This window comes from Ferrimonas sp. YFM (assembly GCF_030296015.1).
GTDB lineage: Bacteria > Pseudomonadota > Gammaproteobacteria > Enterobacterales > Shewanellaceae > Ferrimonas.
The window spans coordinates 1,122,951-1,149,032 of record NZ_AP027368.1 but is presented as its reverse complement, the minus strand read 5'-3'; the positions used below and the strand labels follow the sequence as shown (position 1 = coordinate 1,149,032).

Here is a 26,082-nt window from a genome sequence, read left to right as displayed (position 1 = left end):
CTTTATACGGGTTACTGATAACCCACGGCTGTGGCCGCCACCATCACCAGGGTGGCCATGCCCATCATCAGCAGGGTGAAGCGCCAGATAAAGCCGACCCACAGCGGCCACTCCAGCCTGGCCACCCCCAGACACCCCACCAGACTGGCGGACGTTGGAATGATGATGTTGGTCAGTCCATCTCCGAGCTGGAACGCCAACACCGCAACCTGTCGGGTCACCTGAAGCATATCGGCCAGAGGGGCCATCAGTGGCATGGTCAGGGCTGCCTGACCACTGCCAGAGGAGACCAGTACGTTAAACAGAGACTGGAACCAGAACATCACTACCGCGGCAGTCTGGGCGCCCAGCCCCTCGAAGGCGTTGCCAGCGCTGTACAGCAACGAGTTGAGGATGGAGGGCTCAGCCGGATTATCACCCCCAAGAAGCAGGATGATCCCTTTGGCCAGGGCCACCACCAGAATCGCCGGCATCAGGATGGCGGCGCCATGGGTAAAGTGATCGCCCAACTGGTTCAATGAGCTAAAGCGACCACCTATGCGCCCGATGATGCCGATGACCAGGCCAATAACCATAAACTGAGCGGCAATCTGTGGAATGTAGTATCCCTTGGTGATGACCCCCCAGGTCACCCAGACCAGGCCCAGCACCAAAGTCAGGATGATGCCCTTGTCCAGGTTGTCCATGGACTCCGCCTGATTGCCCTGATCACTGAGATCGCGCCAATACTGATCGGATGCATGGCTGGGGGACAGCTCGGGCTGACGGCGGATACGACGGCCATAGCGGTAGAGGTAGAGCATGCCGGCCAGGGTGAACAGCACCCAGATCCCCATGCGCAGTGGCGCGCCAGACAGCACCGGCACCCCGGCAATGCCCTGGGCAATGGCCACGCTGAATGGATTCATCCAGCTGGTGCCAAACCCCACCTGAGTCGCCACATAGGAGCAACAAACCGCGGAAAGGCTGTCGTAGCCCAGGCGCACCATCATGGGCACCAGGATGACGCAGAAGGCCACCGCCTCCTCCCCCATGCCGAAGATGGCACCGCCCAGGGAGAAGAGCAGAAACAACATCGGAGGCATTAGATCCTGATACCGGGCCGACCGATGAATCATGGAGACGATGGCCCTGTCCATGGCGCCGGTGGCCATGATGATGCCAAAGGCTCCGCCGATCACCAGCAGGAAGGCGATGATGCCAATGGCACTGCCCCACTTTGAGCCGGATACCAGGCCTTCAAATAGGACGTTGGTGAGACCGGAGCCGCCCTCTTCAGAGAACCAGGGCATGGCCAGGGGCTCCTCGGCGTAGCGGAAGCTGCCCTCCACCAGCAGTGTGCGATCACCCACCTGATGAACGTCAAACATCCCGGCAGGCACCACCAGGGTAGCCAACCAGGCAAGGATCGCGAGGAAACTGAGCAAGACCAGTGCATTGGGCACTCTGGCAGCGAGGGGGCGGGACATGACTTCTCCTACAAATCTGATTTCTCTGCCCGAATTCAGGCGGCCACTACCTTATCCTTTGGCTCGCGCTATGTCAGGGCCGAAGTAGAAATTTGCGGCAATGGCTTTACAGATGGGTGAATCACCCTCATTATATAAACCATTAACTTTACAAAATGGATGCAGAGATGGACGCTCGCCCCTACTACACCTTCGGCATCACCCTACTGATCACCCTGATCAGCGTCAGTGGTATCGCCCTGCCCTACCCGATCCTGGCGCCGCTGTTTCTGGACCTGGGTCATCCGGTGGGGCAGTTTCTCGGGCTGCCGCCCAAGATGCTTCTGGGGGTCGCCCTGGCCATCTATCCTGTGGGCATTCTCATTGGGGGGAACTACATCGGTGCCTGGTCCGACAGGGCGGGACGCAAGCGGGTGCTGGCCTGGACCATGCTGGGGGCGGCACTGAGCTACGGTCTCACCGCCTGGTCCATCAGCCTGGGCAGTTTCTCCCTGTTCGCCCTGAGCCGGCTGCTGACCGGGCTGTTCGAGGGCAACCTGTCGGTGGCCCGGGCGATTGCGGCGGATCTGCACCCCAGAATTGACCGTACCCGGGCCTTCTCCTACCTGAGCGCCATGGGCTACGCCGGATATCTGGTGGGCCCTCTGGTGGGCGGGATGTTGCTTCCCCTGGGTGCCAGTCTGGCATTCTGGGTCGCGGCCCTGGCCTGTGCGGCGGCGTTGGGCCTGATACTGGTTGCCCTGCCGGCGGACAGTCCCAAGGGAGCCCAGAAGGGACAGGGCAGCAGCCTCAGCCTGCTGACCCAACCCAAGTACCGCAGCTTCTTCACCTGCTACCTGCTGCTGATGCTGGGGCTGAATGGCTTCTACGAGTTCTATCCTGTGTGGCTGGTGGAGTACCTCGCCTTCGACAGTCAGCAGATCGCCTGGGCGACGGTCCTGCTCACCAGTGCGATGATCGCCACGGCGACCCTGGCGACCATGAAGGTCAAACGGATGTTGGGGCTGGTCCCTTCCGCCCTGGTGGGAATGACGATGTTTGCCCTGGCCATCGCCAGCTTCCCCTATGGCTCCGGCCACTACATCGCCAGCTTCGTGGTCGCAGGGGCCGGCATTGCCCTGTTCAACGCCATGGTGCCCAGTTTCCTGTCGGAGCAGGCGCAGGGCAACGACGGTCAGGGGCAGCTGATGGGGCTGCTGACCACGGTGTTCTGCCTGGGCAATGTGATTATCGCCATCCTGGGCGCCCTGCTGGCCCTGTTCGACACCCGGCTGGTGCTGATGCTCAGCGCTCTGTTGGGCGTCATGGCGGCCCTGCAGTTTCATCGCCTGAGCCGCACTGGCCTGACTGAGCCCAAACCCTCCGCCGAGGCTAACTCTCCAGGTAGCGGCGCCTGAAGTGCGCCAGCAAAGGCTCGGCGCTCAGCGGGCGACCACTGGTGGAAACCGCAGCTTGATTGAGGTCCTGAGCGCCGCCATGCTGCCAGATCGATTGAGACAGCTGTTCACACACCCAGAGGTGGCGCTCCGGCACCGGCTGCTGCCAGCCTGGTTGTTGTCTTAACCCCTCAAACTGCTGGGCCGCCAGCATGGCGCCCAGGGCATAACTGGGAAAATAGCCAAACTCGGCAAAGCACCAGTGAATGTCCTGCAGGCACCCCTCGCCGTCGTTGCCAGGGGTCACTCCCAACAGTTGATCCATTCCCCGGTTCCAGGCATCGGGCAGATCATTCAAAGGCAGATCCCCGGACAACAGCGCCTGCTCCAGGCGCAGCCTCAACAGGATGTGGGCCGGATAGGTCACTTCATCCGCCTCCACCCGAATCAGACTGGGAACCACCCGATGGACATGAGCCTGAAGGTTGGCGGCGCTCAGTGCCGAGTGACTGCCCCACTCCTGTTGCAGCAGTTGCGACAGCCAGGCGAGGAACTCAGGCTCTCGGGCCAGTTGCATCTCAAACGCCAGGGCCTGGGCCTCGTGCAACCCGGCCGACTGAACTCTGGCCATGGGGGTTTGGCGCCAGCTGGTGTCGATGCCCTGTTCAAACCGGGCATGGCCCACTTCATGAATCATGGAGTAGAAGCCGGAGAGCAGGTTGTTGCTGTCGTACCTGGAGGTGATGCGAACGTCACCCGGTACCCCGGCGGTAAAGGGGTGGGTGCTGACATCGATGCGCCCGGCCCCGCTGTCAAAGCCCAACTGATGTGCCAGGCGCTCAGCCACCCGTTTCTGCTCCTCTACGCTGATGCCGGGCAGAGGCTCGACAGTTCGCTGCGCACTCATTTCGCTGGCCTGCTGAATCAGCTCCGGCAACTGCGCCTCGATGGGGGCAAACAGGGCATTGAGCCCGTCCAGGCTCAGGTCGGGCTCAAACTTTTTCAGCAACGCCTGGTAGGGCGGCTCACCAGGCTCAGCCCGCCTGGCTCCCTCCTCCTTCAGCAGTGCCAGCAGAGGGGTAAAGGCCTCGGCAAAGAGTGAGAACCGGCTCTCCTCTCTGGCCTGTCGCCAGGCGGTTTCGCACGCCACCGACAGGGTGACCTTGCGACGAATAAAGGCCTCATCCAGCAGGGTCGCCTCCCGATGACGCCTGGCCATCAGAGTGCGCATCCTATGCTGTCCGGCGGTGTCAGCGGGCGCTCGCGCCAGGGCTTCGGCCACCCAGGGCTGGTTAAGGCGGCGGTGAATTTCCGAGTGGAGCTCCGCCATCGCCTCCCCTCTCGCGGCTTGTCCTGCATCGCTGCAAAGGGTTGCCTGATCCCATTCCATCAGGGCCAGAGCATGCTCCAGCCGACAGATTCCGGTAAATAGTTGCGCCAAGTCACCTGAGCTTTGTGTCATGGATCCATCCTTGCTAATTGCGCTTAAAAATTCGTTAGGTAATAGCGCATTTGTTTGGCATAGTAATAAATCAATTATATTAATTCTTAAAAAAAGAAAGAATCCGTTATGGACCTCCGTCAACTACGCAACTTTGTCACTGTCGCCGAGCAGAGCAGTTTCACCCGGGCCGCCCGTATCCTGGGTGTGGCTCAGCCAGCGGTGAGTACCGCCATCAAGAAACTGGAAACTGAGCTGGGCCTGGTGCTGCTGCACCGTCAGGACAAGCGGGTTCAGTTGACCGCCGAAGGCCAGGAGCTGCTGCCACACGCCAAGGAGATTCTCTCCCGGGTTGAGCTGGCCGAGTCCGCCATGACCCGACTGCAACAGCTGGGCCGTGGTGAGGTGAAGATCGCCCTGCCAGGCATGATCGGCTCCTACTACTTCCCTGCCCTGCTGATGGCCTTCCACCACAGGTACCCCGAGCTCAAACTGTCCCTGATAGAGGCGGGTACCCGCGAGATCCAGTCGATGATCGAGCGCGACGAAATCGACATCGGCATTGTGATCGACGGAGACACCCAACCCACCCTGGAAACCATCCCCCTGACTAAGGAGGAGATGATCGTTGCCTGTTCACTGGACCACCCTCTGGCGGAGCAGGAGTCGGTCAAGTTTGACGAGTTCCTCGAACACGAGCTGGTGATGTTCAAGCGAGGCTACTACCACAGGGAGCGGATGGACCAGATGGCCAAGGCCCACAACAAGGAGCCGCAGCTGGCGTTCGAAACCAACCTGATTGAGCTGATCCGCTCCATTGTACGTCAGGGTTTCGCCATCACCACGGTGCTGAAGATGGTGGTGGACAACGACCCGCAGATCAAGGCGGTCTCCTTTGCCGAGCCGCTGTTTATGGACCTGCACGTGGCCTGGAAGCGGGGCCGCGCCCTGACTCAGGCGGACCGCACCTTCCTGGACTTCCTGCTGGAGCAGCGCGACAGCGCCAAGTCCATCTAATCCAACGAACATCGTCAGACAAAAAAGGCCGGTTTCTTCCGGCCTTTTGTCGTTTTTAGGTTACCGCATCCGGCTGGTTCTCCGGCGCCGCCTGAACGAAGGGGGTCAACTCCCGACAACGGCGGACAATGCCGTTGATGAGCGGATACTCCCCCATGGGCAGTTGGAAGCGCTCGGCATTGTAGACCTGGGGAACCAGACAGAGATCCGCCATGGTCACCTGATCCCCGACGCAATAGAGTCCGGCGCTCTGCTCAAGTTGCAGCTCGAACCCGGCAAAGGCGGTTTTTAGCCAGTGGTGATACCACTCCATCTTCTGCTGATCCGTCACCCCCAACTCTGCCGTCAGGTACTTAAGCACCCGCAGGTTATTCAGGGGGTGACAGTCGATGGCCAGATTCTGGGCCAGTGCGCGGGCACGGGCACGCCGGGTCGGCTCATCGGGCAGCAGTGACGGCTCGGGGTAGGCTTCATCCAGATACTCGATGATCGCCAGGGACTGATTGAGTATCAGATCCCCATCCTGGAGCGTGGGCACCAGATGGTTGGGGTTGAGCACCCCATAACAGGGCTGAAGCTGCTCTCCCCCATTCTTAACCAAGTTGACCGAGATGTTCTCGTACTCCAGCCCTTTCAGGGCACAGGCGATCCGAACCCGATAGGCCGCACTGGATCGCCAGTATCCGTACAATTTGAGCATCGGCAACGGGGACTCCCTAAGACTCTTCCAGTCTTTGTTCTATAGCACCAAAAATGGAATTGTGCTGAGAATCAAGCATTTCAATTCTGACGATATCACCAAATTGCATAAATGGTGTCACCGGCTTGCCTTGGTCAATGATCTCCAGCATCCGCTTCTCCGCCAGGCAGGAGGAGCCGGCACTGCGGTCATAGTTGGACACGGTTCCAGAGCCGATGATGGTGCCGCTGCCCAGGGGACGGCTCTTGGCGGCGTGGGCCACCAGGGTGGGGAAGTTAAAGGTCATGTCCACCCCGGCATCGGGGCGGCCGAAGCACTCGCCATTGAGGTGGGTGATAAGCGGCAGATTGACCTTACCCTCCGCCCAGTGCTCACCCAGCTCGTCCGGGGTCACCGCCACCGGCGAAAAAGCACTGGAGGGTTTGGACTGATAGAAACCAAACCCCTTGGCCAACTCGCCGGGGATCAGGTTTCGCAGAGAGACGTCGTTCACCAGCATCAGCAGCTTGATGTGGTCCATCGCCCCTTCTGGGCTGATGCCCATGGGAACATCGTCGGTGATCACCGCAATCTCAGACTCGAAATCCACCCCCCACTCTGTGGTGGGCATGCGGATCGGCTCATAGGGAGCCAGGAAGGTGTCGGAGCCCCCTTGATAGATAAGAGGGTCGGTCCAGAAGGATTCGGGCATCTCGGCGCCGCGGGCCTTGCGCACCAGCTCCACATGGTTCACATAGGCACTGCCGTCGGCCCAGTGGAAGGCTCTTGGCAATGGCGAGTGGCACGCCTGCTGATCGAAGGGGATGGCGTCGGCCAGGGCGCCGTCATTGAGCATCTGGTAACGGGCCTGCAGCAGAGGCCTGGCCACGCTCCAGTTGTCCAGGGCCGCTTGCAGGGTCGGAGCAATCTCCACGGCGGAGACGGCCCGGGTCAGGTCGCGGCTGACCAGCATCAGCTCGCCATCGCGACTGCCGTTGTTCAAAGTGGCTAATTTCATCTGTTGTTCCTTATGCCAATTTCATCAGGTCAGTGGTTATTGCTGCAGTGAAATTGAGCTCAATCTGTCACCTGCCAGCTGTTGGCGTAATCGGGATTTTCCAGGGTCAGGGCCTGGTCAGACAGCTCCAGGGGATCCCGGGTGTCCACCATCACCGCCACCTCGTCGGTGAACTTCTTGGCATAGGCCTGACCGGCGGCAAACGCCTTGGGGTGCGGTCCATGGGTGAAACCGCAGGGGTGGAAGGTCACCATCCCCGCTTCGATGTTGTCCCGGCTGAAGAAATCTCCGGCGTGATAGAAGAGCACCTCATCGAAGTCATCGTTGTTGTGATAGAAGGGCACCTTGAGGGCGCCCGGATCACTCTCGATGGGCCGAGGCACAAAGGTGCATACCACGAAACGACTGGCCACAAAGGTGGTGTGGGCCGAGGGCGGCAGGTGGTACCTGTGGCTCATCAGGGGGCGGATGTCCCGCCAGTTGATGCGCACCGGGGCCAGGTCGCCGTGCCAGCCGATGGCATCCAAAGGATTGAAGGGATAGCTGACCGTAGAGAACTCTCCCAGGCGCTTGATGTTGACCCGCCAGGGGCTCTCATTCTGCTGCGCCAGGAAGCGGTCGTTGATCTGGGGCAGGTCCAGCATGGCCGGATCGAAGATGGCATGGGGCCCCACCAGGCCCTTATCGGGCAACTGAAAGCTGTCGCCTGTGGCCTCAATCATCAGGATCTGCAGAGGCTCGATCACCTCCAGTCGCCACATGGTGGAGCGGGGCATCATCAGGTAGTCGCCGGTCTCCAGGGTCAAATGGCCATAATCACAATAGAGCTCGGCACGACCGGCGTGGACGAACATCAGCTCATCGCCGTCGGCGTTGCGCATCAGCTCAGTCATGTGGGCGTCCAGGTGCCACAGGCGCATCTGGCAATGACTGTTGTGCAGGAAAGCGGGCACCTGCCAGGGGATGGCCGCGCGCTCCTGTTGACGGTTCATATCCAGGGCCCTGGGGCGCAGGGGCCCCTGCCACTCGCTCCAGCCGGTAGGCGGGTGACGATGATGGAAGTGGGCCGCGGGTCCGAAGAAGCCGGCCCGGCCCGCTTCACGCTCGTAAATCGCCTCCTCGGGCAGATCCGCATGGGCCTGACGGGAGACGGTTCCCTCTTTATGGGGGAAGCTGATCCATTTTCTCATTGAGACCTCCTTGGCAAAAAATCCGATCCTGGGGCGGGTCGGTCGACGCGCCCCGGCCGCATCATCAGATGACGCCGCGGCGGATCTGATCCTCCTCGATGGACTCGAACAGGGCCTTGAAGTTGCCCTCACCGAAGCCCTCGTTGCCCTTGCGCTGGATGATCTCGAAGAACACAGGGCCAATCACGGTCTGGGTAAAGATCTGCAGCAGGATGCCATCTTTCATGGGCGCGCCGTCGATGAGGATGCGCAGGTCGCGCAGACGATCCACATCTTCGCCATGACCTTCCACCCGGTCGTTGATCTTCTCGTAGTAGGTGTCCGGTGTGGGCATGAAGTCCATGCCGCCGGCACGCAGATCGGCCACGGTCTGGTAGATGTCCTCTGTGGTCAGGGCGATGTGCTGAATCCCCTCCCCCTTGTACTCACGCAGGTACTCCTCAATCTGCGACTTGTCGTCGGAGGACTCGTTGATGGGGATGCGGATCTTGCCACAGGGACCGGTCATGGCCCGGCTCACCAGGCCAGTCAGCTTGCCTTCGATGTCGAAATAGCGGATCTCGCGGAAGTTGCCGATACGCTCGTAGAAACCGGCCCACTTGTTCATGTTGCCCTGGAACACGTTATGGGTCAGGTGATCGATCTCGATGAGGCCCTTCTCGTTGGCGGCCAGGCTCTGTTGCCAATCGGCGTAGAACTGGAAGTCCACGTCGTAGATGCTCTGGTCACCATAGCGGTCGACGAAGTAGAGAGTGGAATCGCCGATGCCGTGGACTGCGGGGATATTCAGCTCCATGGGACCAATATTGCCCTCGAAACGCTCGGCGCCGTTGGCCAGGGCGTGTTCCAGGGCCTTGCCGGCATCCTGCACCCGCCAGGCCATGCCACAAACGGAGGGGCCGTGGGCAACGGCAAACTCGGCGGCCTGACTGTGGGGCTGAGCGTTGATGATGAAGTTGATGTCGCCCTGGCGGTAGAGCCAGGCTTCCTTGCTGCGGTGCTTGGCGATCTCAGTGAATCCCAGCAGGGCAAACAGCTGCTTGAGCTTGCCAATGCCCTCGGCATTGGGGGCGGTGTACTCCACAAACTCGAAGCCATCGGTCCCCAGAGGGTTGTAATCCATAGAGGTCATTTTCTTCTCCCTTGTTGATCGCTGTGGACCGTCCGCCCTTCTGTTTATGGGTGAGGCGGTACGGTGGCGGCGACAAACCTTTTGTCGACACACTGGTAACCAAACGCTAACAAAGGATGGCGATACGTGACAGAGATCACAGGAAAGAGAGGGGGAGGAGAAGATGTCACCCCTGGTTTACAGGGGTGACATAGAGCTATCAAATCAACTACTTACGCTTTTTTCCTATGCCGTATTCCCGCAGCTTGTTGGCGATGGCCGTGTGGGAAACCCCCAGCTTCTTGGCCAGCTGACGGGTGCTGGGATAGGCGGGATAGAGGCGCCTGAGCAGACTGGACTCGAACTGCTTGACCGCCTGCTCCAGGGTGCCCTCGAACTCCTGGTCGAAGTAACCAAAGCCCTCGGTCCAGGCGGGCAGACGCAGGTCGTCTGAGCCGATCTCCCCCATCCCTTCGGCCATGGAGACCGCCCGAAACAGGGCGTTCTTCAGCTGACGCACGTTACCCGGCCAGGCGTAGTGACGAATAAACTCACGGCACTCACCGGAGAGCTGACGGGAGGGGCTGCCCAGCTGCTGGCTGTAGTGCTCCAGGAACAGCTCCGCCAGGGGAACGATGTCCGCCTGACGCTCCCGCAGAGGCGGCAGCATCAGGTTGAGTACGTTAATGCGGTAGTAGAGGTCTTCGCGGAATTTGCCCTGCTGGCAGAGGTCGGAGAGATCCTTCTGGCTGGCACAGATGATGCGCACATCCACGGCGATCTCCTCGTCGTCCCCGACCCGGCGGAAACGGCCATCCTGGATGAATCGCAGCAGCTTCACCTGGAGCTGGGCAGACATGTCCGCCACCTCATCCAGGAAGATGGTGCCGCCGTTGGCCTGCTCGATCACCCCTTTTTTGATGGGTTGACCGGGCGCAGACGCCAGGCCAAACAGCTCGCTCTCCGCCACCGCGTCGGGCAGGGAGGCGCAGTTGATCACCACGAAGGACTTTTCTGCCCTCAGGCTGGCATCGTGGCAGGCGCGGGCCATCAGCTCCTTGCCGGTACCGGTTTCACCACTGATCAGCAGCGGCGCTTCCAGCTGGGCCATGCGCCTGGCCTGCTCCAGCAGCGCCTTCATCTTATCGCTCTGGGCCAGCACGGTATCGAAGCCGGTCACCTGCTGCTGCAGGGCATTGAACTGCTTACCCACCCGGGAGGGGGATTTCAGCAACACCACGGCACCGGCTAGGGAGGTGCCCTCGGATCCGACCTCTGGCAGGTGGATGGGGAACATCTCCGCCAGGTAATCGCTGCCCTGGACCTGTACCCGGCTGGCCTGGGGAAGCACCTCCTCAGATTGCAGCCAGCGCTGGAAGCCGAACCCCTGAACCCAGTTGCTGAGTAGCTGCCCCTCCACCTCATCGCGGGCGCTGCCGAGAATGGCCACCGCTGAATCGTTGGCCATGGTGATCTTCAACTTGGTGTCGATGGAGAGCACCGCATCGGGCAGGGTGCTGAGGAGGGTTTCCAGGGCGTAGTGCTCACGCTCGGAGGGCATAAAGGGAACGGTGCGGACATCCTTTACCGCGTCAATTTTACGCAGGATAGGCAGCAGCACGGCCAGCTCATCGAAGCTCAAATCCGGCAGCTGCAGGTAGATGTAGCCCTGACTCTCTGCATCGATGGCGTTGACGTTGATCTGGTGCTGTTCCAGCACTTCCAGAATCGCCCTGGCCAACCCGATGCGGTCGTCACAACTCACTTCCAGGCGCATAAAAGGTCCTAAATTGCTGTTCGATAAAGACTCATGATACCCCTATTCGTCAGAGCACACTACGCTGTCAGTAATTGTTTACAATTTATTGGGTGTTTTTTAGCCAGAGATCGGAGCTGTTGGCATCGCTTTTGACTGCTGTCCAATGGGCCGAAGCAATAAAAAGGGCACCCTGGGGTGCCCTGTCACCGAGAAACCGGAATCAATCCAGCAACTGGTCGGTCTTGGCCGCCATGATGAAATCGTTTTTGTGCAGGCCATTGATGGCGTGGGTCCACCAGGTAACGGTCACCTTGCCCCACTCCAGCAGAATACCGGGGTGATGGAACTCCGCCTCTGCCAGCTCAGCCACCTTGTTGGAGAAGGCCCAGGCCAACTTGAAGTTTTTGAACTTATAGACCCGCTCCAGCTGCATGACCCCGTCATACACCGGCGTGGACCAGTCGGGGATCTCCCGCATCAGCTGCGCCAGCTCTTCATCGGATACGGTGGGCGCACCGGCCTGGCAGGCTTCGCATTTCATTTGTGACAATTCAGACATTAGCTTTTCCCTTTAGGGCCTGTAGCCCTTAGCTTACTTTTTGTTTTGGCGGAAACTTCGGCTCATGCAGCCCCAACTCCTGGGCCTGCTTGACCAGGGACATGAGATCCAGTTCGGCGATGTCGAACAGATCGTCCAGGTGATTCAGTACATAGTAGATGGGCTGCATGATGTCGATGCGGTAGGGGGTGCGCAGGGCATCCAGCACCGACATGCTCACCCGCTCAGGCTCGTCCGAGAGGGCATAACGGGTCTCCCCCGGGGAGGAGAGGATGCCGCCGCCGTAGATGCGCAGCCCCTGCTCGGTCTGCACCAGGCCAAACTCCACGGTAAACCAGTAGAGCCTGGCCAAAAAGACCCTCTCCTTGGGGGACGCGGCCAGCCCCAACTTGCCATAGGTATGGGTGAAGTGGGCAAAGGCGGGGTTGGTCAGCAGCGGGCAGTGGCCGAAGATCTCATGGAAGATGTCCGGCTCCTGCAGGTAATCAAACTCCTCCCGGCTACGGATGAAGGTGGCCACGGGAAACTGCTTGTCCGCCAGCAGCTCGAAGAAATGCTGGAAGGAGATCAGTGCCGGCACCTGGGCGGTACGCCAGCCGGTGGCCTGCTCCAGTACGGCGTCGACTTCCGCCAGCTGGGGGATGCGATCCTCTGGAAGGTTCAGCTTGCGCAGCCCCTCCAGATACTGGTCACAGGCACGCCCCGGCAGCCAGCTCATCTGGCGGGCCAGCAGCTCGCTCCAGATCCGGTTCTCTTCGTCACTGTAATGAATGATGCCCTGCTCATCCGGCTGACGGGCTACGTAACTGGTGCCTTTCATAGGGCCTCCTCCAGAGTGTTGCTCTGGCTCAGGGGCGCCAGGGCCTGACGCAGATCGGCCAGCAAGTCCTCGGCGTTTTCCAACCCGGCGGAGAGGCGGATCAGGGTGTCGCTGATCCCGGCTTTCTCCCTGTCTCCCGCCTCATAGGTGGCGTGGGTCATGGAGGCGGGATGCTGCACCAGGGATTCCGCATCCCCAAGACTGACGGCGATGTTGAACAGCTTCAGCCGGTTCACAAACGCCACCGCCGCATCGAAGTCCGCATTCAGTTCCAGGGCCAGGACGCCTCCGGCGCCGCCCATCTGACTGCCCAGCAGGTGGTAACCCGAATGGGTCTTGAGCCCGGGGTAGTAGACCCGGGTCACCGCCGGATGGCCCTCAAGAAACTCCGCCAGAGTCTGGGCATTGAGGCAATGACGCTCCATGCGCAGGGCCAGGGTTTTCATCCCTCGCAGAATCAGCCAGGCATCATGGGGGGAGAGCACCCCGCCAATGTCCTTGAGGCTGCGGTGACGCATCAGCTCCAGCGGTTCGCCGTCGGCGCACACCACCCCGGCAATGACGTCACCATGGCCATTGAGGTATTTGGTGGCGCTGTGCAGCACGATGTCGATGCCCAGGCTCTTGGGCCGCTGCAGCAGCGGGGTCATGAAGGTGTTATCCACCACCGAGGTGAGTCCCTTGCGACTGGCCAGGCTGGCCACCGCCTGAAGGTCGTACACCGCCAGGTGGGGGTTGACCGGAGATTCCAGGAACAGCATGCGGGTATTGGGGCGGATGGCCGCCTCCACCGCCTGCAGGTCGGCGAAGTCCACCTGGGTGACCTCGATGCCAAACCTGGGCAGTTGCTCACTCACCAGGGAGTGGGTGCAGCCGTAGAGGCAGGTGTTGCAGATCAGGTGATCGCCGCTGCTGAGCAACCCCAGAAACACGGCGGAGACCGCGGCCATGCCGCTGGCAAAGGCGATAGCCCCCTCGGACTCCTCCAGGTGGGCCATACGGCGCTCAAACTCCGCCACCGTAGGATTCCCCAGGCGGGTGTAGATGGGCCCGCTCTGTTCCCCGGCGAAGCGGGCAGAGCCGGTTTGTACGTCGTCGAACACGAAGGTGGCCGACTGATATAAGGGCGACACCAGACTGCCCTGAGGTTCGCGGAGATGGCCGGCGTGGATCACCGCCGTCTCCGGATGCATCTTTGAAGCCATGTTGCTTAACTCCCCAATACGCACCCCTTAGTTGGATTTATGTGTATCAGATTCGTGATCTGGGGCGCACTTTTATAGCCCTACCATAATCCAGCGGCCTCAAGGCAACAGCCTGATGGGCAAATCCTCTCCCGGTTTAATGTAAATTATTTGTTACGATCCACGGTTTCCCTGGCCCGTCTCAGGGCGCCGGCGGACCAGCGGGTGAGCTCACCCAACAGCTTGCCCTGGACCTTGAGCAGCTTGGGTCTGGGGGAGATCAGCGGCAGGGGCCGGCACAGGGCCTGGGCCTGATATCCCAGGCGAGCGGTGAGCATCCCCGCCCCCAGTCCCTGGGCCACCCGGGCAGACAGTTTGCCGGTCAGTTCGGCGGTAAGCAGCTGACCTCCCAGATCCAGCACCAGCTCGCTGCCGCCGGCGTAGATCAGGTTCACCAGCATCTGTCGCACCAGCGACACGCGCCCCAGATAGCCGGGCTCGACCCCATAGAGTTTCGAAAGCTCATCGAGCATCTTCTGGTTGCGCCACAGCATCAGCGCCATGTCCATCACCGCCAGGGGACTGGCCGCCAGCATCACCGAAGCCTGGGCAGAGTAGCGGTAGATGATCGCCTCGGCCTGCTCATCTAGGGGCGCCACCAGGGTGGTGTTGGCCAGATCCAGCAGCTCCGCATCACTGTGGTGGGGCTGCTGACAACGCTCAAACTCCGACCAGCGCTCTGCCGCACCGGGCAGCTCCCGTTTCAGCCCCTCCAGCAGAGGCAGGGCCGCCCCCATCTGTTCGCTGCTGACCAGGGGATCCAGCTCCTCCCGCAAACTCTGGCGGCTCTTGAGACGGCGCAGCCGGGACAGCTCCCTTACGCTCAGGGTCAACAAACCGCCCAGGGCCAGGGCGAAAAACAGGGCATAGAGCCCGAACAGCCAGGGGCTCTGCGCCCAGGCCCGAACCAGGGTAAAACCACTCTCGACCAGTATCAGCGCGGCGCCACTGGCCAGCAGCGCCTTGCCCCACCAGCCCATGCGCCTTTTGGGAGGAAGGATCTCTACGGGCTCTGCGGCCGTCTCGGTCTCCTCCATGGGCTGTATCTGGGTCTCCAGCTCGGGGCTGAACTCCTCGGCGGCCTTAATGGGTTTCATCGCATCTTGTCTCCAATAAGAAACTGCAGGGCATAATCCAGCCTCATGTGGGGCAGCGCATCCTGCCCGTCCCACCCGGGGGGACTGAAGGGCTGAAAGCTAAAGCCCTGCTCCTGCCAGAAGCCATTGCCCGGCAACGAGGCAGGTACCTCTCCGGGAAAACGCACGCTCTTGGCGCCGCTCAGATCGGTGCCAGAGACCACAGACACCGTGCGGCCGTCGCGCTCCATCTGCCCCTGACGAGTGGCGTTAATGGCACTGAGCACCAGGGTCTCCATCTGGGTGCCGAAGTACCTGGGCTGACGCCGGGAGGACTTCATCAGGCTGTGCATCAGCTGTAGCAGGTTGTGGTGCTGGTCTACCGTAAGATGATCCGCCTTGGTGGCGGCGAACAGCACCCGGTCAATCTTGGGTCGGAACAGCCGGGTCACCATGGAGCCCGGGCCGTAGCGGAAACTGTGACTCAGGGCCTGCAGGGTCTGGGCCAGTTGCTCCACCTGATCCCGCCCCTGGTTGAGTGCGGACAGGCAGTCCACCAGCACCACCTGACGGTCCAGCCTGGCAAAGTAGTCCCGGAAGAAGGGGGTGACCACCTGGTCCCGGTAGGCCTGATAACGGGACATCAGAGTCTGACGCAGGCTGGACTCCTCGCCCAGGTTGGCCAGTTTCTCTGGTGGCAGTGGGAACCAGGCCAGTACAGGCGCGCCGGCCAGCTCCCCTGGCAACAGGGCACGGCCAGGTTGCAACAGGCTGGCTCCCCGCTGCAGCTTCAGCGTCAGCAGCAGGCTGGCATACTCCTGGGCCAGTTCGGCGATGTCCGCCTCGGTGGCGTCGGTGCTCAGGGCGGCCGCCCGGGCACACCAGGACTCGGTCAGCTCCCCCCATGCGGGCAGCTGCAACTGGGGCCAGATCTGTTCACACCACTGCTCATACTCCTGCTGCATCAGCGGCAGATCCAGCAGCCACTCGCCGGGATAGTCGATGATGTCCAGGTAGAGGGTGACCGGTCGGCCTATCTGCCCCGCCAGCCCCTTGTCCGGCATGTAGCGCAGCGCCAGACGGATCTCGCTGATGTTGCGGGTCGAAGGCGGCCAGACCGGCTGCGCCTGCTGAAGACAGGCAATGGCACCGGTGTAATCAAAGGGCTGCAGGGTCAGATCCGGCTGCGGGGCAATGCGCCCACCCAGGTAGCGACCCTGGGCCATCACCTGCCAGGCGGGCAGCTGGTGGCTCTCCGCCTGCAGCAACTGATTGACCAGGGCAGTGATGAAAGCGGTTTTACCTGCCCCGGAGATGCCGGTCACCCCAAGGCGGATGTGCCGATCCATGCCGCGCTGGGCGACCTCCTCCAGTTGGCTTGTGAGACGTTTTACCCTGTGTTTGATGGCGCTCATAGGATCACTGCTTGGTGGTAGGAGAAAAAGCTTGGGCCCGGTGGTGACACCGGGCCGAGTTATACCGAGGACGAGAGGTTATAGGTTATTGATTTCGCGCTTCAGATGGAATGCATCTGAGGTCACGTGCTTCTCCAGTCTGCGAAGACGCAGCTCCAGGTTTCGGAAGCGGGTGCTGACCTCGGTCATCGCCTTCTGGGGCGAATCACCGGCCTGCCACACCTTGGTTTTCAGCTCTGGCTGGTGGGGCTCCTGACGGGTGCTTCCCTTATCCAGCAATACCCAGGCGATGATGTAGAGCAGCAGGGGCAGGCTGAAGATACCGGTCAACAGGATGGCGGACAGGGTCACGATACGAACCAGCCACACCTCCAGGTTAAAGTGCTCGGCGAGGCCGGCACAGACCCCGGCCACCTTGCCCTGCTCCGGCAGTCGAACCAACTGACGTGGTTTATCCTTCATGCTTGGTCCTCCATTCCGGTGATTCCTGGTCCAGCAGCGCCTCCAGAGTCTGAATACGCTCACTCATCTTGTCCGCCCGGGTCAGCAGCTGGTTCAACTGCTGATACTCCTCCTCGCTCAACCCCTGAGCCAGTTGTTTCTTGCTCCGGTAGTGCAGGATGAGCCAGATGGGCGCCACAATCAGTAGAAATATGATGAGCGGCGCGATGAGGAATCCCATGATCTCTTCCATTCCGACTCCTCCCTAATCAGTCTTTCTTCTTCTTGAGCTTCTTCTTCATCTGCTCAAGTTCATCATTGATCTTCTCTTCGGCGGCCAGGGCAGCAAACTCATCCTCCAGGGACTTGGGCTGCATCATTTCGTGGGCTTCCACTTCCGCTTCGAGAGTTTCCACGCGACGCTCATACTGGTCGAACTTCATCATGGCTTCGTCAATCTTGCCGGTATCCAGCTGGCGTTTCACGTCCAGGCGGGAGCTGGCAGTCTGCTTACGCATGATGATGGTCTTCTGACGGGCGCGGGCATCATTCAGCTTGTCCTGCAGCTGGTTGATCTCCTGCTTCAGGCGCTCAATCTGCTCTTCGATGTAGACCAGCTCACGCTTGAGGGTGTCCACCAACTCGGCGCCTTTCTGCTTCTCCATCAGAGCCGCCTTGGCCAGGTCTTCACGATCCTTGCTCAGGGCCAGCTCCGCCTTGGAGGCCCAATCCTCTACCTGGGCCTCGGCACGCTCGATGCGGCGAATCGCTTCCTTCTTCTCGGCCAGTACCTTGGCGGAGGTGGAGCGTACTTCAACCAGAGTGTCTTCCATCTCCTGAATGATCAGGCGAACCATCTTCTCCGGATCTTCCGCCTTGTCCAGCAGGGCGCTGATGTTGGAGTTTACGATGTCGGCAAACCTTGAAAAAATACCCATAATCTCTTTCCTCTAAAAGTCTGTAATGGCCCTCTTGCCCTTAGTGTTACAGGAAGCGTGCCAACTTTTCACAGACCTTTATACCTTTGTTATTAAAGGGAATTTTTAAATCCCTTTATTTTGCGCCTTCCAGTCCCTATTATGAAATCCACTAACAATTAGCCAATCACACTACATCAGGGACCGATGGCCAACTCTCGTAAGCAAGACAACCTGATAGGCGAATCCAACGCCTTTCTCAGCATATTGGACCACGTGTCTCAGGTCGCGCCTCTGGATAAGCCGGTGCTCATCATCGGCGAGCGGGGGACGGGTAAGGAGTTGATCGCCGAACGACTGCACTTTCTGTCCAGCCGCTGGGAACAGCCCTATATCACCCTGAACTGCGCCGCACTAAATGAGAATCTACTTGAAAGTGAGCTATTTGGCCATGAATCCGGTGCCTTTACCGGCGCGGGGAAGCGTCATGAGGGCCGGTTCGAACGAGCCCATAAGGGCAGCCTGTTCCTGGACGAACTGGCCAACACCTCCGGGCTGATTCAGGAGAAACTGCTTCGGGTCATCGAATACGGTGAGTTTGAACGGGTGGGCGGCAACCGCAGCGTTCGCACCGACGTACGCCTGATCTGCGCCACCAACGAGGATTTGCCGGACCTGGCCGAACAGGGCGAGTTTCGTGCCGACCTGCTGGACAGGCTGGCCTTTGACGTGATTACCCTGCCCCCTTTGCGCGAGCGCACCGAGGACATCCTGCTGTTGGCGGAGTACTTTGCCATCAACATGGCTCGCCAGCTGCAAATGTCGATGTTTCCCGGCTTCACCAGCAAGGCCCAGCAGACCCTGTTGGAGTTCCACTGGCCCGGCAACGTTCGGGAACTGAAGAACGTGGTGGAGCGCAGCGTCTATCGCCACAACAACGATGCCCTGCCGGTGCACCAGATCATCCTGGATCCCTTCGAGTCTCCCTGGCGCCCGGAACAGAGGGTCAAGACTCAGGACAGACAGAGTCCGCCTCCGGTCTCCTCCGCCCCCGTGGCCCCAGAGCCCGCCACTCCCTCGGCTCCGGCAGGCGGCGCCACCAATGGCAAGCCGGTACTTCCCCTGGACTTCAAGGAAACGGTGCAATCATTCGAAGTGGATCTGCTCAAACAGGCCCTGGAGGAGAGTCAGTTCAACCAGAAACGCACCGCCGAGATGCTGGGGCTGAGTTACCATCAGCTGCGCGGCATTTTGAAGAAGTACGATCTGTTATGAAATCAGGCTGATGATCCCTGGCGGCAGCTTTGATACACTAGCCGGATCCCAGAAACGTCAGTTAACCCAATGACTCACTTTCGTGTTCTAGCGGCGCTGCTGCTGCTCTCCCTCATCCAGGGTTGCAGCCGCACCGATTCCGCCCCCACCCAGGGACTGGTGTACTGCTCCGAGGCCAACCCGGAGCTGTTTAATCCCCAGTTGGTGACCTCCAGCAGTACCCTGGACGCCAGCTCCAAGCAGATCTACAACCGGCTGCTGGGGTTCGATGATGTCAGCGGTGAGCTGATTCCCGAACTCGCCGAAAGCTGGCAGATCTCCGAAGATGGCCGCCGTTACCGCTTCACTCTCCGCAATGACGTCTGGTTTCAAAGCAATGAACGCTTCAGCCCCAGCCGCCCCTTCGATGCGGATGATGTGCTGTTCAGCTTCAACAGGATGATCGACAGTGACCACCCCTATCACAGCGTGGGTGGCGGTCAGTACCCCTTCTTCCAGAGCATAGAGCTGGCCGAAAACCTGCTGGCGGTGCACCGGCTGGGTGACCACCAGGTGGAGTTCGAACTGCGCCAGCCCGATTCCACCTTCCTCACCAACATCGCCACCGATTTCGCCGTCATCCTGTCGGCGGAGTATGGTCAGCACCTCTACCGGGACGGGGAGATGGAACTGATTGACCATCAGCCCATTGGCACCGGCCCCTTCCAGTTGGTGGAGTTCAAGAAAAACCAATATGTGCGCTACAAGCGCCACAGCGGCTACTACCGTGGACCTGCGGCCATGGAGCAGCTGATTTTCGATATCACGCCCAATGCCACCGGCCGAATGATCAAGCTGATTGGCGGTGACTGCGATGTGGCCGCCCTGCCCCAGGTGGGCCAACTCTCCCTGCTTCAGGAGTACGATGACCTGCAGCTGGAAGCCCAGCCCGGATTCAACGTGGCCTACTGGGCGTTCAACACCCAGAAGCCCCCCTTTGATCAGCTGACGGTACGCCGGGCCCTGGCCATGGCGGTAGACCGGCAGAAGATCCTCAAGGCGGTATACCACAACACCGCCGCCCGGGGCGCCGGCCTGCTGCCCCCATCTCCTGGGCCTACCAGGAGAGCACCACAGAGCTGCCCTACAACCCTGAACTGGCCCGAACGCTGCTGACCCAGGCTGGACTGGCGGGCATGAGCCTGGAGATCTGGGCGCCCCCCATAGGCCGAAGCTACAACCCCAACGCCATCAAGACCGCCGAACTGATTCAGCAGGATCTGGCGGCCATCGGCGTCACGGTGATCATCAAGAGCTACGACTGGAGCCTGTTCACCACCATGCTGCGTCAGGCGGAACACGACTCGGTGCTGCTGGGCTGGAACGCCGACAACACGGATCCGGATAACTTCTTTACCCCCATACTGAGCTGCAGTGGCCTGGTCTCGGGCACCAACCACGCCCGCTGGTGCAGTCGCGAATTTGATGCCCTGTTGCAGCAGGCCCGAAGCAATGAGGACAGAACCATGCGCCGCATCCAGTACCATCAACTGGAGCAGCATCTGGTGCAGCAGGTGCCTCTGCTGCCCCTGGCTCACGCCACCCGGACTCTGGGCCGAATGCGCCATCTGGAGGGCCCGATACTGACAACGGTAGGCGGCATCCGCTTTGGCCAGGTTAAGAGGGCTGACTGATGCTGAGCTACCTGCTTCGACGTATCAACCTGTTTGTGCTCACCACCCTGATGCTGTTTGCGGTGGTTTACTCGGTCACCCTGGCCCTGCCCGGCGACCAGGTGGCCAACCTGTCCGGAGTGCGCGACCCAAGCATCGCCGAGATGGCGGAGATCAACCACACCTACAAACTGGAACACGGTCCCATCGTCGGTTACGTGGCCTACGTCAGCACCCGGCTGCGCGGTGATTTCGGCGTCTCCATGAACTCAGGTGAGGCCATTGCCGACCAGCTGCTGCAGGTGCTGCCGGCCACCCTGGAGCTGGGCATGCTCTCGGTGGGGCTGGCCCTGCTGATCGGCATTCCCATCGGCATGCTGGCCACTCTGAGCCGCAACCCCACGGTGCAGCGGGTGGTGATGACCCTGACCCTGGTGGGCTTCTCCCTGCCGGTATTCTGGCTCGGGCTGTTGCAGATCATCACCTTCGGCATCCAGTTTGACTGGCTGCCCGCCTCGGGGCGCATCAACCTGATGTACGACATTCCCGACTTCAGCGGCCTGCTGCTGGTGGACATCTTCCTCTCCGACAGCCCCTGGCGAGGCGCCGCCATGGCCGACGCCTGGGCCCACCTGGTGCTGCCGATGTCCGTGGTCATGGTGTTGCCACTGACCATCATCATCCGCATCACCCGCTTTGCCCTGGCCGAAGAGCTGGAGAAGAACTACATCCGCGCCCTGGAGGCCCGGGGCATCTCCAGATATAAGCTGATCATGAATCATGCCCTGCCCAACGCCCTGGCCTCGGTACTGAGGGTGCTGGCGCTGCAGCTGGGTCCTATCGCCAGCTCCATCATCATTGTGGAGCTGCTGTTCTCCTGGCCGGGTGTGGGCGCCTGGCTGGTGGCAGCCCTGCGCCAGGGAGACTACACCGCTCTGCAGGGAGGGGTATTGACCATCTCCCTGTTCATCGTATTCCTGAGCATCATGTTTGACGTGGCCCACACCACGCTCAACCCCATCAGCCGGAAAGAGATCTATGGGCAACGTTAATATCTACTACGAGGAGAAGATCCCCTCCCTGTGGCAGACCATCTGGGAGAGTTTCACCCGAAACCCCCTGTCGCTGATCGGTCTGTGGGTGCTGATGCTGATCCTCTCCATGAGCCTGCTGGGGCCCTTCGTCGCTCCCTACTCCGCTTCCTACCAGGACCCCTCGGCCCTGCTGGTGCCCCCCTCCTGGGCCGACGCCGGTTCGGTGGAACACTTCCTGGGGACGGACGACCTGGGGCGGGATCTGTTTTCGCGCATCTTGCAGGGGGCCCACCTCACCTTCGGCTATGCCCTGGTGATCGTGCTGCTCTCCCTGGTGTGCGGCTTCCTGATTGGCAGCCTGTCCGGTATGACCAAGGGACTGAAGGCCAGTGTGCTGTCCCACCTGCTGGACACCCTGCTCTCCATGCCCTCGCTGGTACTGGCGATCCTCTTTGCCGCGGTTCTGGGCCCCGGACTGGACAACGTCATCTGGGCAGTGGGCCTCTCCCTGGTGCCCCGCTTTGTGCGCACCGTGCACAACGCCGTCCATGAAGAGGTGCAAAAGGAGTACGTGGTGGCGGCTCGCCTGGACGGCGCCGGCACCTGGCAGGTGTTTTACGACTCCATCCTGCCCAATGTATGGAACCCGGTGATTGTTCAGACCACCCTGGCGTTCTCCGTGGCCATCCTGGATATCGCCGCCCTGGGCTTCATTGGCCTGGGGGCGCAGTCGCCCTCGCCGGAGTGGGGCGCCATGGTCGAACAGGGACTGGACAACCTGCTGACCGCCCCCTGGACGGTCACCATGCCGGGCATGGCGATTTTGTTCAGCGTACTGGCCACCAATGTGGTGGGTGAAGGGCTGCGCCAAGCCCTGCTGGAGGGCCGCGGCTGATGCATCTGCTCGACATACGCAACCTCACCATTGAGCTCAACACCCCCCACGGCTGGCTGGTGGCGGTGGAGAAGTTCAGCCTGACCCTGCAGGAGGGCGAGATCCATGGCCTGGTGGGCGAGTCCGGCTCAGGCAAGAGCCTGCTGGCCCAGGCGATCATGGGCATCACCGACAAGCGCACCCGCATTGTCGCCGACCGCCTGAGCTGGCGCGGTGAAGATCTGCTGACCATGTCCATCAACAAGAGACGCAAGCTGATGGGGCGGGAGATTGCCATGATCTTCCAGGAACCGGGCTCCTGCCTGGATCCTGGCAGCCGCATCGGCGGCCAGCTGATCGAGGCGATGCCGGATTTCGATGATCTGCCCTGGTGGAAGCGCCCCAAGGCGCGCAAGGAGATGGCCATCGACCTGCTGCACCGGGTCGGGGTGAAGGACCACTCCCGGGTGATGCGCGCCTTCCCCTGGGAGCTGTCCGAGGGCCTGGCACAGAAGGTGATGATCGCCATGGCGGTGTCCCACCGTCCCAAACTGCTGATCGCCGATGAACCCACCACCGGACTGGAAACCGCCACTGCCGCCCAGATCTACCGTCTGCTGTCCAAGCTGAACCAGACCAAGAACGTGGCCATCTTGCTGATCAGCCATGATCTCAACTCGGTGGCGCGCTGGAGCCACAACCTGAGTGTGCTCTACTGTGGCCAGATGATGGAGTCCGGCTCGGTGAAGGCCCTGATCAAGGAGCCCCGTCACCCCTACACCCAGGCCCTGATCGCCAGTGCCCCCAGCGCCAACATGTCGGTGCTGCCCAAGCGTCAGCTCAATACCCTGGAGGGGATGATTCCGCCGCTGCAGCACCTGCCCATCGGCTGCCGCCTGGGGCCCCGCTGTCCCCACGCCCGACGCGAGTGCGTAAATCCGCCTCGGATCGCCACCAAGAACGGCCATGCCTACCGCTGCCACTTTCCGCTGCAGGCGGAGGAGGAGAGAAAATGACCGAGCCGCTGCTGCAGGTCAAAGACCTGTCCAAGAAGTTTCCGGCGGGCTACCGGCGCTTTCGCAAGGTGTATGACACCGCCCTGGAGCCGATCTCCTTCGAGCTCTACCCCAAGGAGACCCTGGCCTTCGTTGGGGAAGCGGGCTCGGGCCGAACCACCCTGGCCAAGATCCTCGCCGGCGCAGAGCAGCGCAGCAGTGGCGAGATCCTGCTCGATGGTGAGCATCTGGAGATGATGGATCACAAGCGCCGCTGCAGTCTGATTCGGATGATCTTCCAGGACCCCACCACTTCCCTGAATCCGCGCCAGCGCATCGGGCAGCTGCTGGAGGAGCCGCTGAAGTTCAATACCAGCCAGGACAAGGAGGAGCGTCAACAAACGGTCAACCGCATCCTGAGGAAGGTGGGACTGCTGCGGGAACATGGGGACTTCTATCCCCATATGATCTCCCACGGCCAGAGGCAACGGGTGGCCATCGCCCGGGCCCTGATGCTGGAACCCAAGGTGATCATCTCCGATGAGGCGCTGTCGGGACTGGACTCCTCCCTGAGGGCCCAGTGCGTCAACCTGCTGCTGGAGCTGCAGCAGAAGCTGGGGCTGAGCTACATCCTGATGTCCCACGACCTGGGGCTGGTGCGCCACATGAGCGACAGGGTGATTGTGCTCAAACGGGGCGTGGTCGTAGAGGAGGGGCGCACCACAGAGGTGTTTGCCAACCCCCAGCACAAATACACCCGGCGGCTGCTGGAGGAGCAGATGCTCACCATCGAGCAACCGGTGTAAGCACAAAAAACGGGGAGCCAAGGCTCCCCGTTTTTTGTGCTGAGTGTGATCAGTCGCGGAAGTTCTCGAACTGGAACGGCTGGCCCAACTCCGCCTCGCGCACCAGAGCCATCACCGCCTGCAGGTCGTCGCGTTTCTTGCCGGTGACCCTCAATTTGTCACCCTGAATCTGAGACTGCACCTTGAGCTTGCTGTCCTTGATCATCTTCACCAGCTTCTTGGCCACGGGCTGCTCGATGCCCTGCTTAAACTTGACGTTACGGGAGAAGGTCTTGCCACTGTGCACGGCTTTCTCATCCACCTCCATGGCACTGGTGTCCACCTTACGGGCCGCCAGGGCACCGCGCAGGATGTCTTCCATCTGCTTGAGCTGGAAATCGGACTCGGTCTTCATGGTCACCACCATCTCCGCCAGGGAGAAGCTGGCTTCCACGCCACGAAAATCGAAGCGGTTGGTCAGCTCACGGCTGGCGTTGTCCACCGAGTTACGCAGCTCCACCGCGTTTACCTCGGACACTATATCGAATGAAGGCATCTAAATCTCCTTGCAAAGCCTGTGTCGGCTGAATCTGTTGATGCCAAAGAGTTTACTCCCAGGCACCGGCATCGCAAGGCGCAAAGGGCCAAAAGCGGCAATTGGTCATGGCCTGGCGGCCCCCGGGCGGCTATTATTGCTGCCATGATGATTTTGACCTCCCCCAATCCGCAGCAGCGGCTCTGGTTCAGATTCAGCCTGCTGCTGATGCTGGCGGCCTTCTCCTACCTGCTGTTCGGTAAGCCCAGTTACCCTCAGCCCATTGCCCATACCGACAAGCTGGGGCACCTGTTTGGTTTCGCCGCCCTGGCGATGATGCTGCACCTGGCCTTCGACTGGCCCCGCTGGCAGCAGCTGCTGGTGCTGGCAGGCTACGCCGGCCTGGTGGAACTGGTGCAGTCCAGGCTGCCCTACCGCCAGGCGGATCCCATGGATTTCCTGGCCGACATGGCCGGTGCCCTGATGTTTCATCTGTTTCTGATGCTGGTGGTGAGATGGCAGAACCGGTAGCCATAGTCGGCGGCGGCGCCATCGGCCAACTGATGGCGGGCCTGCTGGCACAGCAGGGGATCGAAGCGGTGATCATTGGCCGCCCCGGCAGTCACAATGAGGTTAGGGCGCACCAACTGACCACCCTGGAAGGCGAGCGGTTCCACCACAAGGTGCGCCACCTGACGCCCGACGCTCTGCCCCCCAGCCAGGCGCTGCTGGTGACCACCAAGGCCTACCAGGCCCAGGAGGCGGCAACGCCCCTGCTGTCAAAGGTGACGGGTGACACTCCCATAGTGCTGCTGCACAACGGGCTGGGGCCCCAACAGACGCTGGCCAGAGACTTTCCCGAGCACAACTGGTGGGCAGGCACCCTGACCGATGGCGCACTGCGTCAGGGACAGGGGGCGGTGAAGCACACCGGCCTGGGGCAACGTTTCGCCGGCTCTTTGCGACACAGAGGCCCATTGCCCGAGGCCCTGGCGGCCATCGGCTTTGAGCGGGATGACAACATCGAACTGAGGCTGTGGCACAAGCTGGCGGTCAATGCCCTGATCAATCCGCTGACGGCGCTGCATCGCTGCCCCAATGGCGAACTGACCCAGGCCAGGTACCTGCCCACCCTGACGCGATTGAGCGACGAGCTGGCCCGGGTGGCCGCCAGCCAGGGCGTGCCCATGGAAGCACAGGAGATATTGGCCCTGGGGCTGAAGGTAGCCGAGGCCACGGCTCAGAATCGCTCCTCCATGCTCTCCGACGTAGAGGCAGGCCGTCCCACGGAAATTGAGGCGATCAGTGGCTTCGTGGTTGCCCTGGCGGACGACGCGGGCATTGAGGTGCCCACCCACAGAGACAACCTGGATAGGGTCAGGGCTCTGCGGCCGAGCTGA

25 protein-coding genes and 1 pseudogene are annotated in these 26,082 nt (G+C 61.1%); 10 read left to right on the top strand and 16 right to left on the bottom strand.

Features of this window, described 5'->3' with window-relative positions; genetic code table 11:
* Positions 1-11: 11 nt before the first annotated feature.
* Entirely contained in the window at positions 12-1,469 is a 1,458-nt protein-coding gene (yfcC, locus tag QUE41_RS05395; RefSeq protein WP_286341887.1) for a putative basic amino acid antiporter YfcC, read from the bottom strand.
* Positions 1,470-1,636: 167 nt separating this feature from the next.
* Between yfcC and QUE41_RS05390 the strand changes: the two genes are divergently transcribed.
* Positions 1,637-2,866 (top strand): MFS transporter, encoded by a 1,230-nt coding sequence (locus QUE41_RS05390; RefSeq protein WP_286341886.1) that lies wholly within the window; start codon positions 1,637-1,639, stop codon positions 2,864-2,866.
* Here QUE41_RS05390 and QUE41_RS05385 read toward each other — a convergent pair.
* Entirely contained in the window at positions 2,841-4,307 is a 1,467-nt protein-coding gene (locus QUE41_RS05385; RefSeq protein ID WP_286341885.1) for a carboxypeptidase M32, read from the bottom strand. The two genes, QUE41_RS05390 and QUE41_RS05385, sit on opposite strands and share 26 nt — an antisense overlap.
* 108 nt (positions 4,308-4,415) lie before the next feature.
* On the opposite strand from QUE41_RS05385, the gene QUE41_RS05380 reads away from it, so the two are divergent.
* The gene (locus QUE41_RS05380; protein ID WP_286341884.1) at positions 4,416-5,303 is read left to right on the top strand and encodes a LysR family transcriptional regulator; all 888 of its coding nucleotides are present in this window, start codon (positions 4,416-4,418) and stop codon (positions 5,301-5,303) included.
* A 55-nt stretch (positions 5,304-5,358) separates the two neighbouring features.
* On the opposite strand, the gene maiA is transcribed toward QUE41_RS05380, so the two are convergent.
* The 13 genes from maiA to pspA all read right to left on the bottom strand — a co-directional run bounded on the left by maiA (position 5,359) and on the right by pspA (position 17,553).
* Positions 5,359-6,003, bottom strand: coding sequence for a maleylacetoacetate isomerase (gene maiA / locus QUE41_RS05375; RefSeq protein WP_286341883.1), 645 nt, complete (start codon positions 6,001-6,003; stop codon positions 5,359-5,361).
* Between the two features lie 16 nt (positions 6,004-6,019).
* Positions 6,020-7,000 carry a fumarylacetoacetate hydrolase family protein gene (locus QUE41_RS05370; protein WP_286341882.1) on the bottom strand — a complete coding sequence of 327 codons (981 nt, stop codon included), beginning with the start codon at positions 6,998-7,000 and terminating at the stop codon, positions 6,020-6,022.
* Positions 7,001-7,059: 59 nt separating this feature from the next.
* Entirely contained in the window at positions 7,060-8,190 is a 1,131-nt protein-coding gene (locus tag QUE41_RS05365; protein ID WP_286341881.1) for a homogentisate 1,2-dioxygenase, read from the bottom strand.
* A gap of 64 nt (positions 8,191-8,254) precedes the next feature.
* Complete coding sequence (gene hppD / locus QUE41_RS05360; protein WP_286341880.1) at positions 8,255-9,322, bottom strand: 4-hydroxyphenylpyruvate dioxygenase; 1,068 nt, start codon at positions 9,320-9,322, stop codon at positions 8,255-8,257.
* 208 nt (positions 9,323-9,530) lie between these two features.
* A complete protein-coding gene (gene tyrR, locus QUE41_RS05355; protein ID WP_286341879.1) occupies positions 9,531-11,078 on the bottom strand; it encodes a transcriptional regulator TyrR in 1,548 nt (515 codons plus the stop codon).
* Positions 11,079-11,280: 202 nt separating this feature from the next.
* Positions 11,281-11,619, bottom strand: a complete 339-nt coding sequence (locus QUE41_RS05350; protein ID WP_286341878.1) for a 4a-hydroxytetrahydrobiopterin dehydratase — start codon at positions 11,617-11,619, stop codon at positions 11,281-11,283.
* Between the two features lie 28 nt (positions 11,620-11,647).
* The gene (phhA, locus tag QUE41_RS05345; protein WP_286341877.1) at positions 11,648-12,439 is read right to left on the bottom strand and encodes a phenylalanine 4-monooxygenase; all 792 of its coding nucleotides are present in this window, start codon (positions 12,437-12,439) and stop codon (positions 11,648-11,650) included.
* Positions 12,436-13,644, bottom strand: a complete 1,209-nt coding sequence (locus tag QUE41_RS05340; protein WP_286341876.1) for a trans-sulfuration enzyme family protein — start codon at positions 13,642-13,644, stop codon at positions 12,436-12,438. The genes phhA and QUE41_RS05340 overlap by 4 nt, the downstream gene beginning before the upstream one ends.
* A 146-nt stretch (positions 13,645-13,790) precedes the next feature.
* Positions 13,791-14,780, bottom strand: a complete 990-nt coding sequence (locus QUE41_RS05335) for a YcjF family protein (protein WP_286341875.1) — start codon at positions 14,778-14,780, stop codon at positions 13,791-13,793.
* Entirely contained in the window at positions 14,777-16,174 is a 1,398-nt protein-coding gene (locus QUE41_RS05330; protein WP_286341874.1) for a YcjX family GTP-binding protein, read from the bottom strand. The genes QUE41_RS05335 and QUE41_RS05330 overlap by 4 nt, the downstream gene beginning before the upstream one ends.
* A 78-nt stretch (positions 16,175-16,252) precedes the next feature.
* Positions 16,253-16,636, bottom strand: a complete 384-nt coding sequence (gene pspC / locus QUE41_RS05325; RefSeq protein WP_286341873.1) for an envelope stress response membrane protein PspC — start codon at positions 16,634-16,636, stop codon at positions 16,253-16,255.
* Entirely contained in the window at positions 16,626-16,856 is a 231-nt protein-coding gene (gene pspB / locus QUE41_RS05320) for an envelope stress response membrane protein PspB (RefSeq protein WP_286342914.1), read from the bottom strand. Before pspB ends, pspC begins: the two co-directional genes overlap by 11 nt.
* A 28-nt stretch (positions 16,857-16,884) precedes the next feature.
* A complete protein-coding gene (pspA, locus tag QUE41_RS05315) occupies positions 16,885-17,553 on the bottom strand; it encodes a phage shock protein PspA (protein WP_028110535.1) in 669 nt (222 codons plus the stop codon).
* Positions 17,554-17,739: 186 nt separating this feature from the next.
* Between pspA and pspF the strand changes: the two genes are divergently transcribed.
* The 6 genes and pseudogenes from pspF (at position 17,740) to QUE41_RS05280 (ending at position 24,168) form a co-directional block, all read left to right on the top strand.
* Positions 17,740-18,807: a phage shock protein operon transcriptional activator gene (gene pspF / locus QUE41_RS05310; RefSeq protein WP_286341872.1), complete on the top strand. Its 1,068-nt coding sequence runs from the start codon at positions 17,740-17,742 to the stop codon at positions 18,805-18,807.
* A 69-nt stretch (positions 18,808-18,876) separates the two neighbouring features.
* A pseudogene (locus QUE41_RS05305) lies at positions 18,877-20,480 on the top strand (ABC transporter substrate-binding protein).
* The gene (locus tag QUE41_RS05295) at positions 20,480-21,511 is read left to right on the top strand and encodes an ABC transporter permease subunit (RefSeq protein ID WP_286341870.1); all 1,032 of its coding nucleotides are present in this window, start codon (positions 20,480-20,482) and stop codon (positions 21,509-21,511) included. The pseudogene QUE41_RS05305 and the gene QUE41_RS05295 overlap by 1 nt, the downstream one beginning before the upstream one ends.
* A complete protein-coding gene (locus tag QUE41_RS05290; protein ID WP_028110539.1) occupies positions 21,498-22,388 on the top strand; it encodes an ABC transporter permease subunit in 891 nt (296 codons plus the stop codon). The genes QUE41_RS05295 and QUE41_RS05290 overlap by 14 nt, the downstream gene beginning before the upstream one ends.
* Positions 22,388-23,383, top strand: a complete 996-nt coding sequence (locus QUE41_RS05285) for an oligopeptide/dipeptide ABC transporter ATP-binding protein (protein ID WP_286341869.1) — start codon at positions 22,388-22,390, stop codon at positions 23,381-23,383. Before QUE41_RS05290 ends, QUE41_RS05285 begins: the two co-directional genes overlap by 1 nt.
* Complete coding sequence (locus tag QUE41_RS05280; RefSeq protein WP_286341868.1) at positions 23,380-24,168, top strand: ATP-binding cassette domain-containing protein; 789 nt, start codon at positions 23,380-23,382, stop codon at positions 24,166-24,168. The genes QUE41_RS05285 and QUE41_RS05280 overlap by 4 nt, the downstream gene beginning before the upstream one ends.
* A 49-nt stretch (positions 24,169-24,217) precedes the next feature.
* Here QUE41_RS05280 and QUE41_RS05275 read toward each other — a convergent pair whose 3' ends face one another.
* Positions 24,218-24,703, bottom strand: coding sequence for a YajQ family cyclic di-GMP-binding protein (locus QUE41_RS05275; RefSeq protein ID WP_286341867.1), 486 nt, complete (start codon positions 24,701-24,703; stop codon positions 24,218-24,220).
* Positions 24,704-24,847: 144 nt separating this feature from the next.
* Here QUE41_RS05275 and QUE41_RS05270 point away from each other — a divergent pair, with 144 nt between their 5' ends.
* Positions 24,848-25,213 (top strand): VanZ family protein, encoded by a 366-nt coding sequence (locus QUE41_RS05270; protein WP_286341866.1) that lies wholly within the window; start codon positions 24,848-24,850, stop codon positions 25,211-25,213.
* Positions 25,198-26,082 carry a ketopantoate reductase family protein gene (locus tag QUE41_RS05265; protein ID WP_286341865.1) on the top strand — a complete coding sequence of 295 codons (885 nt, stop codon included), beginning with the start codon at positions 25,198-25,200 and terminating at the stop codon, positions 26,080-26,082. The genes QUE41_RS05270 and QUE41_RS05265 overlap by 16 nt, the downstream gene beginning before the upstream one ends.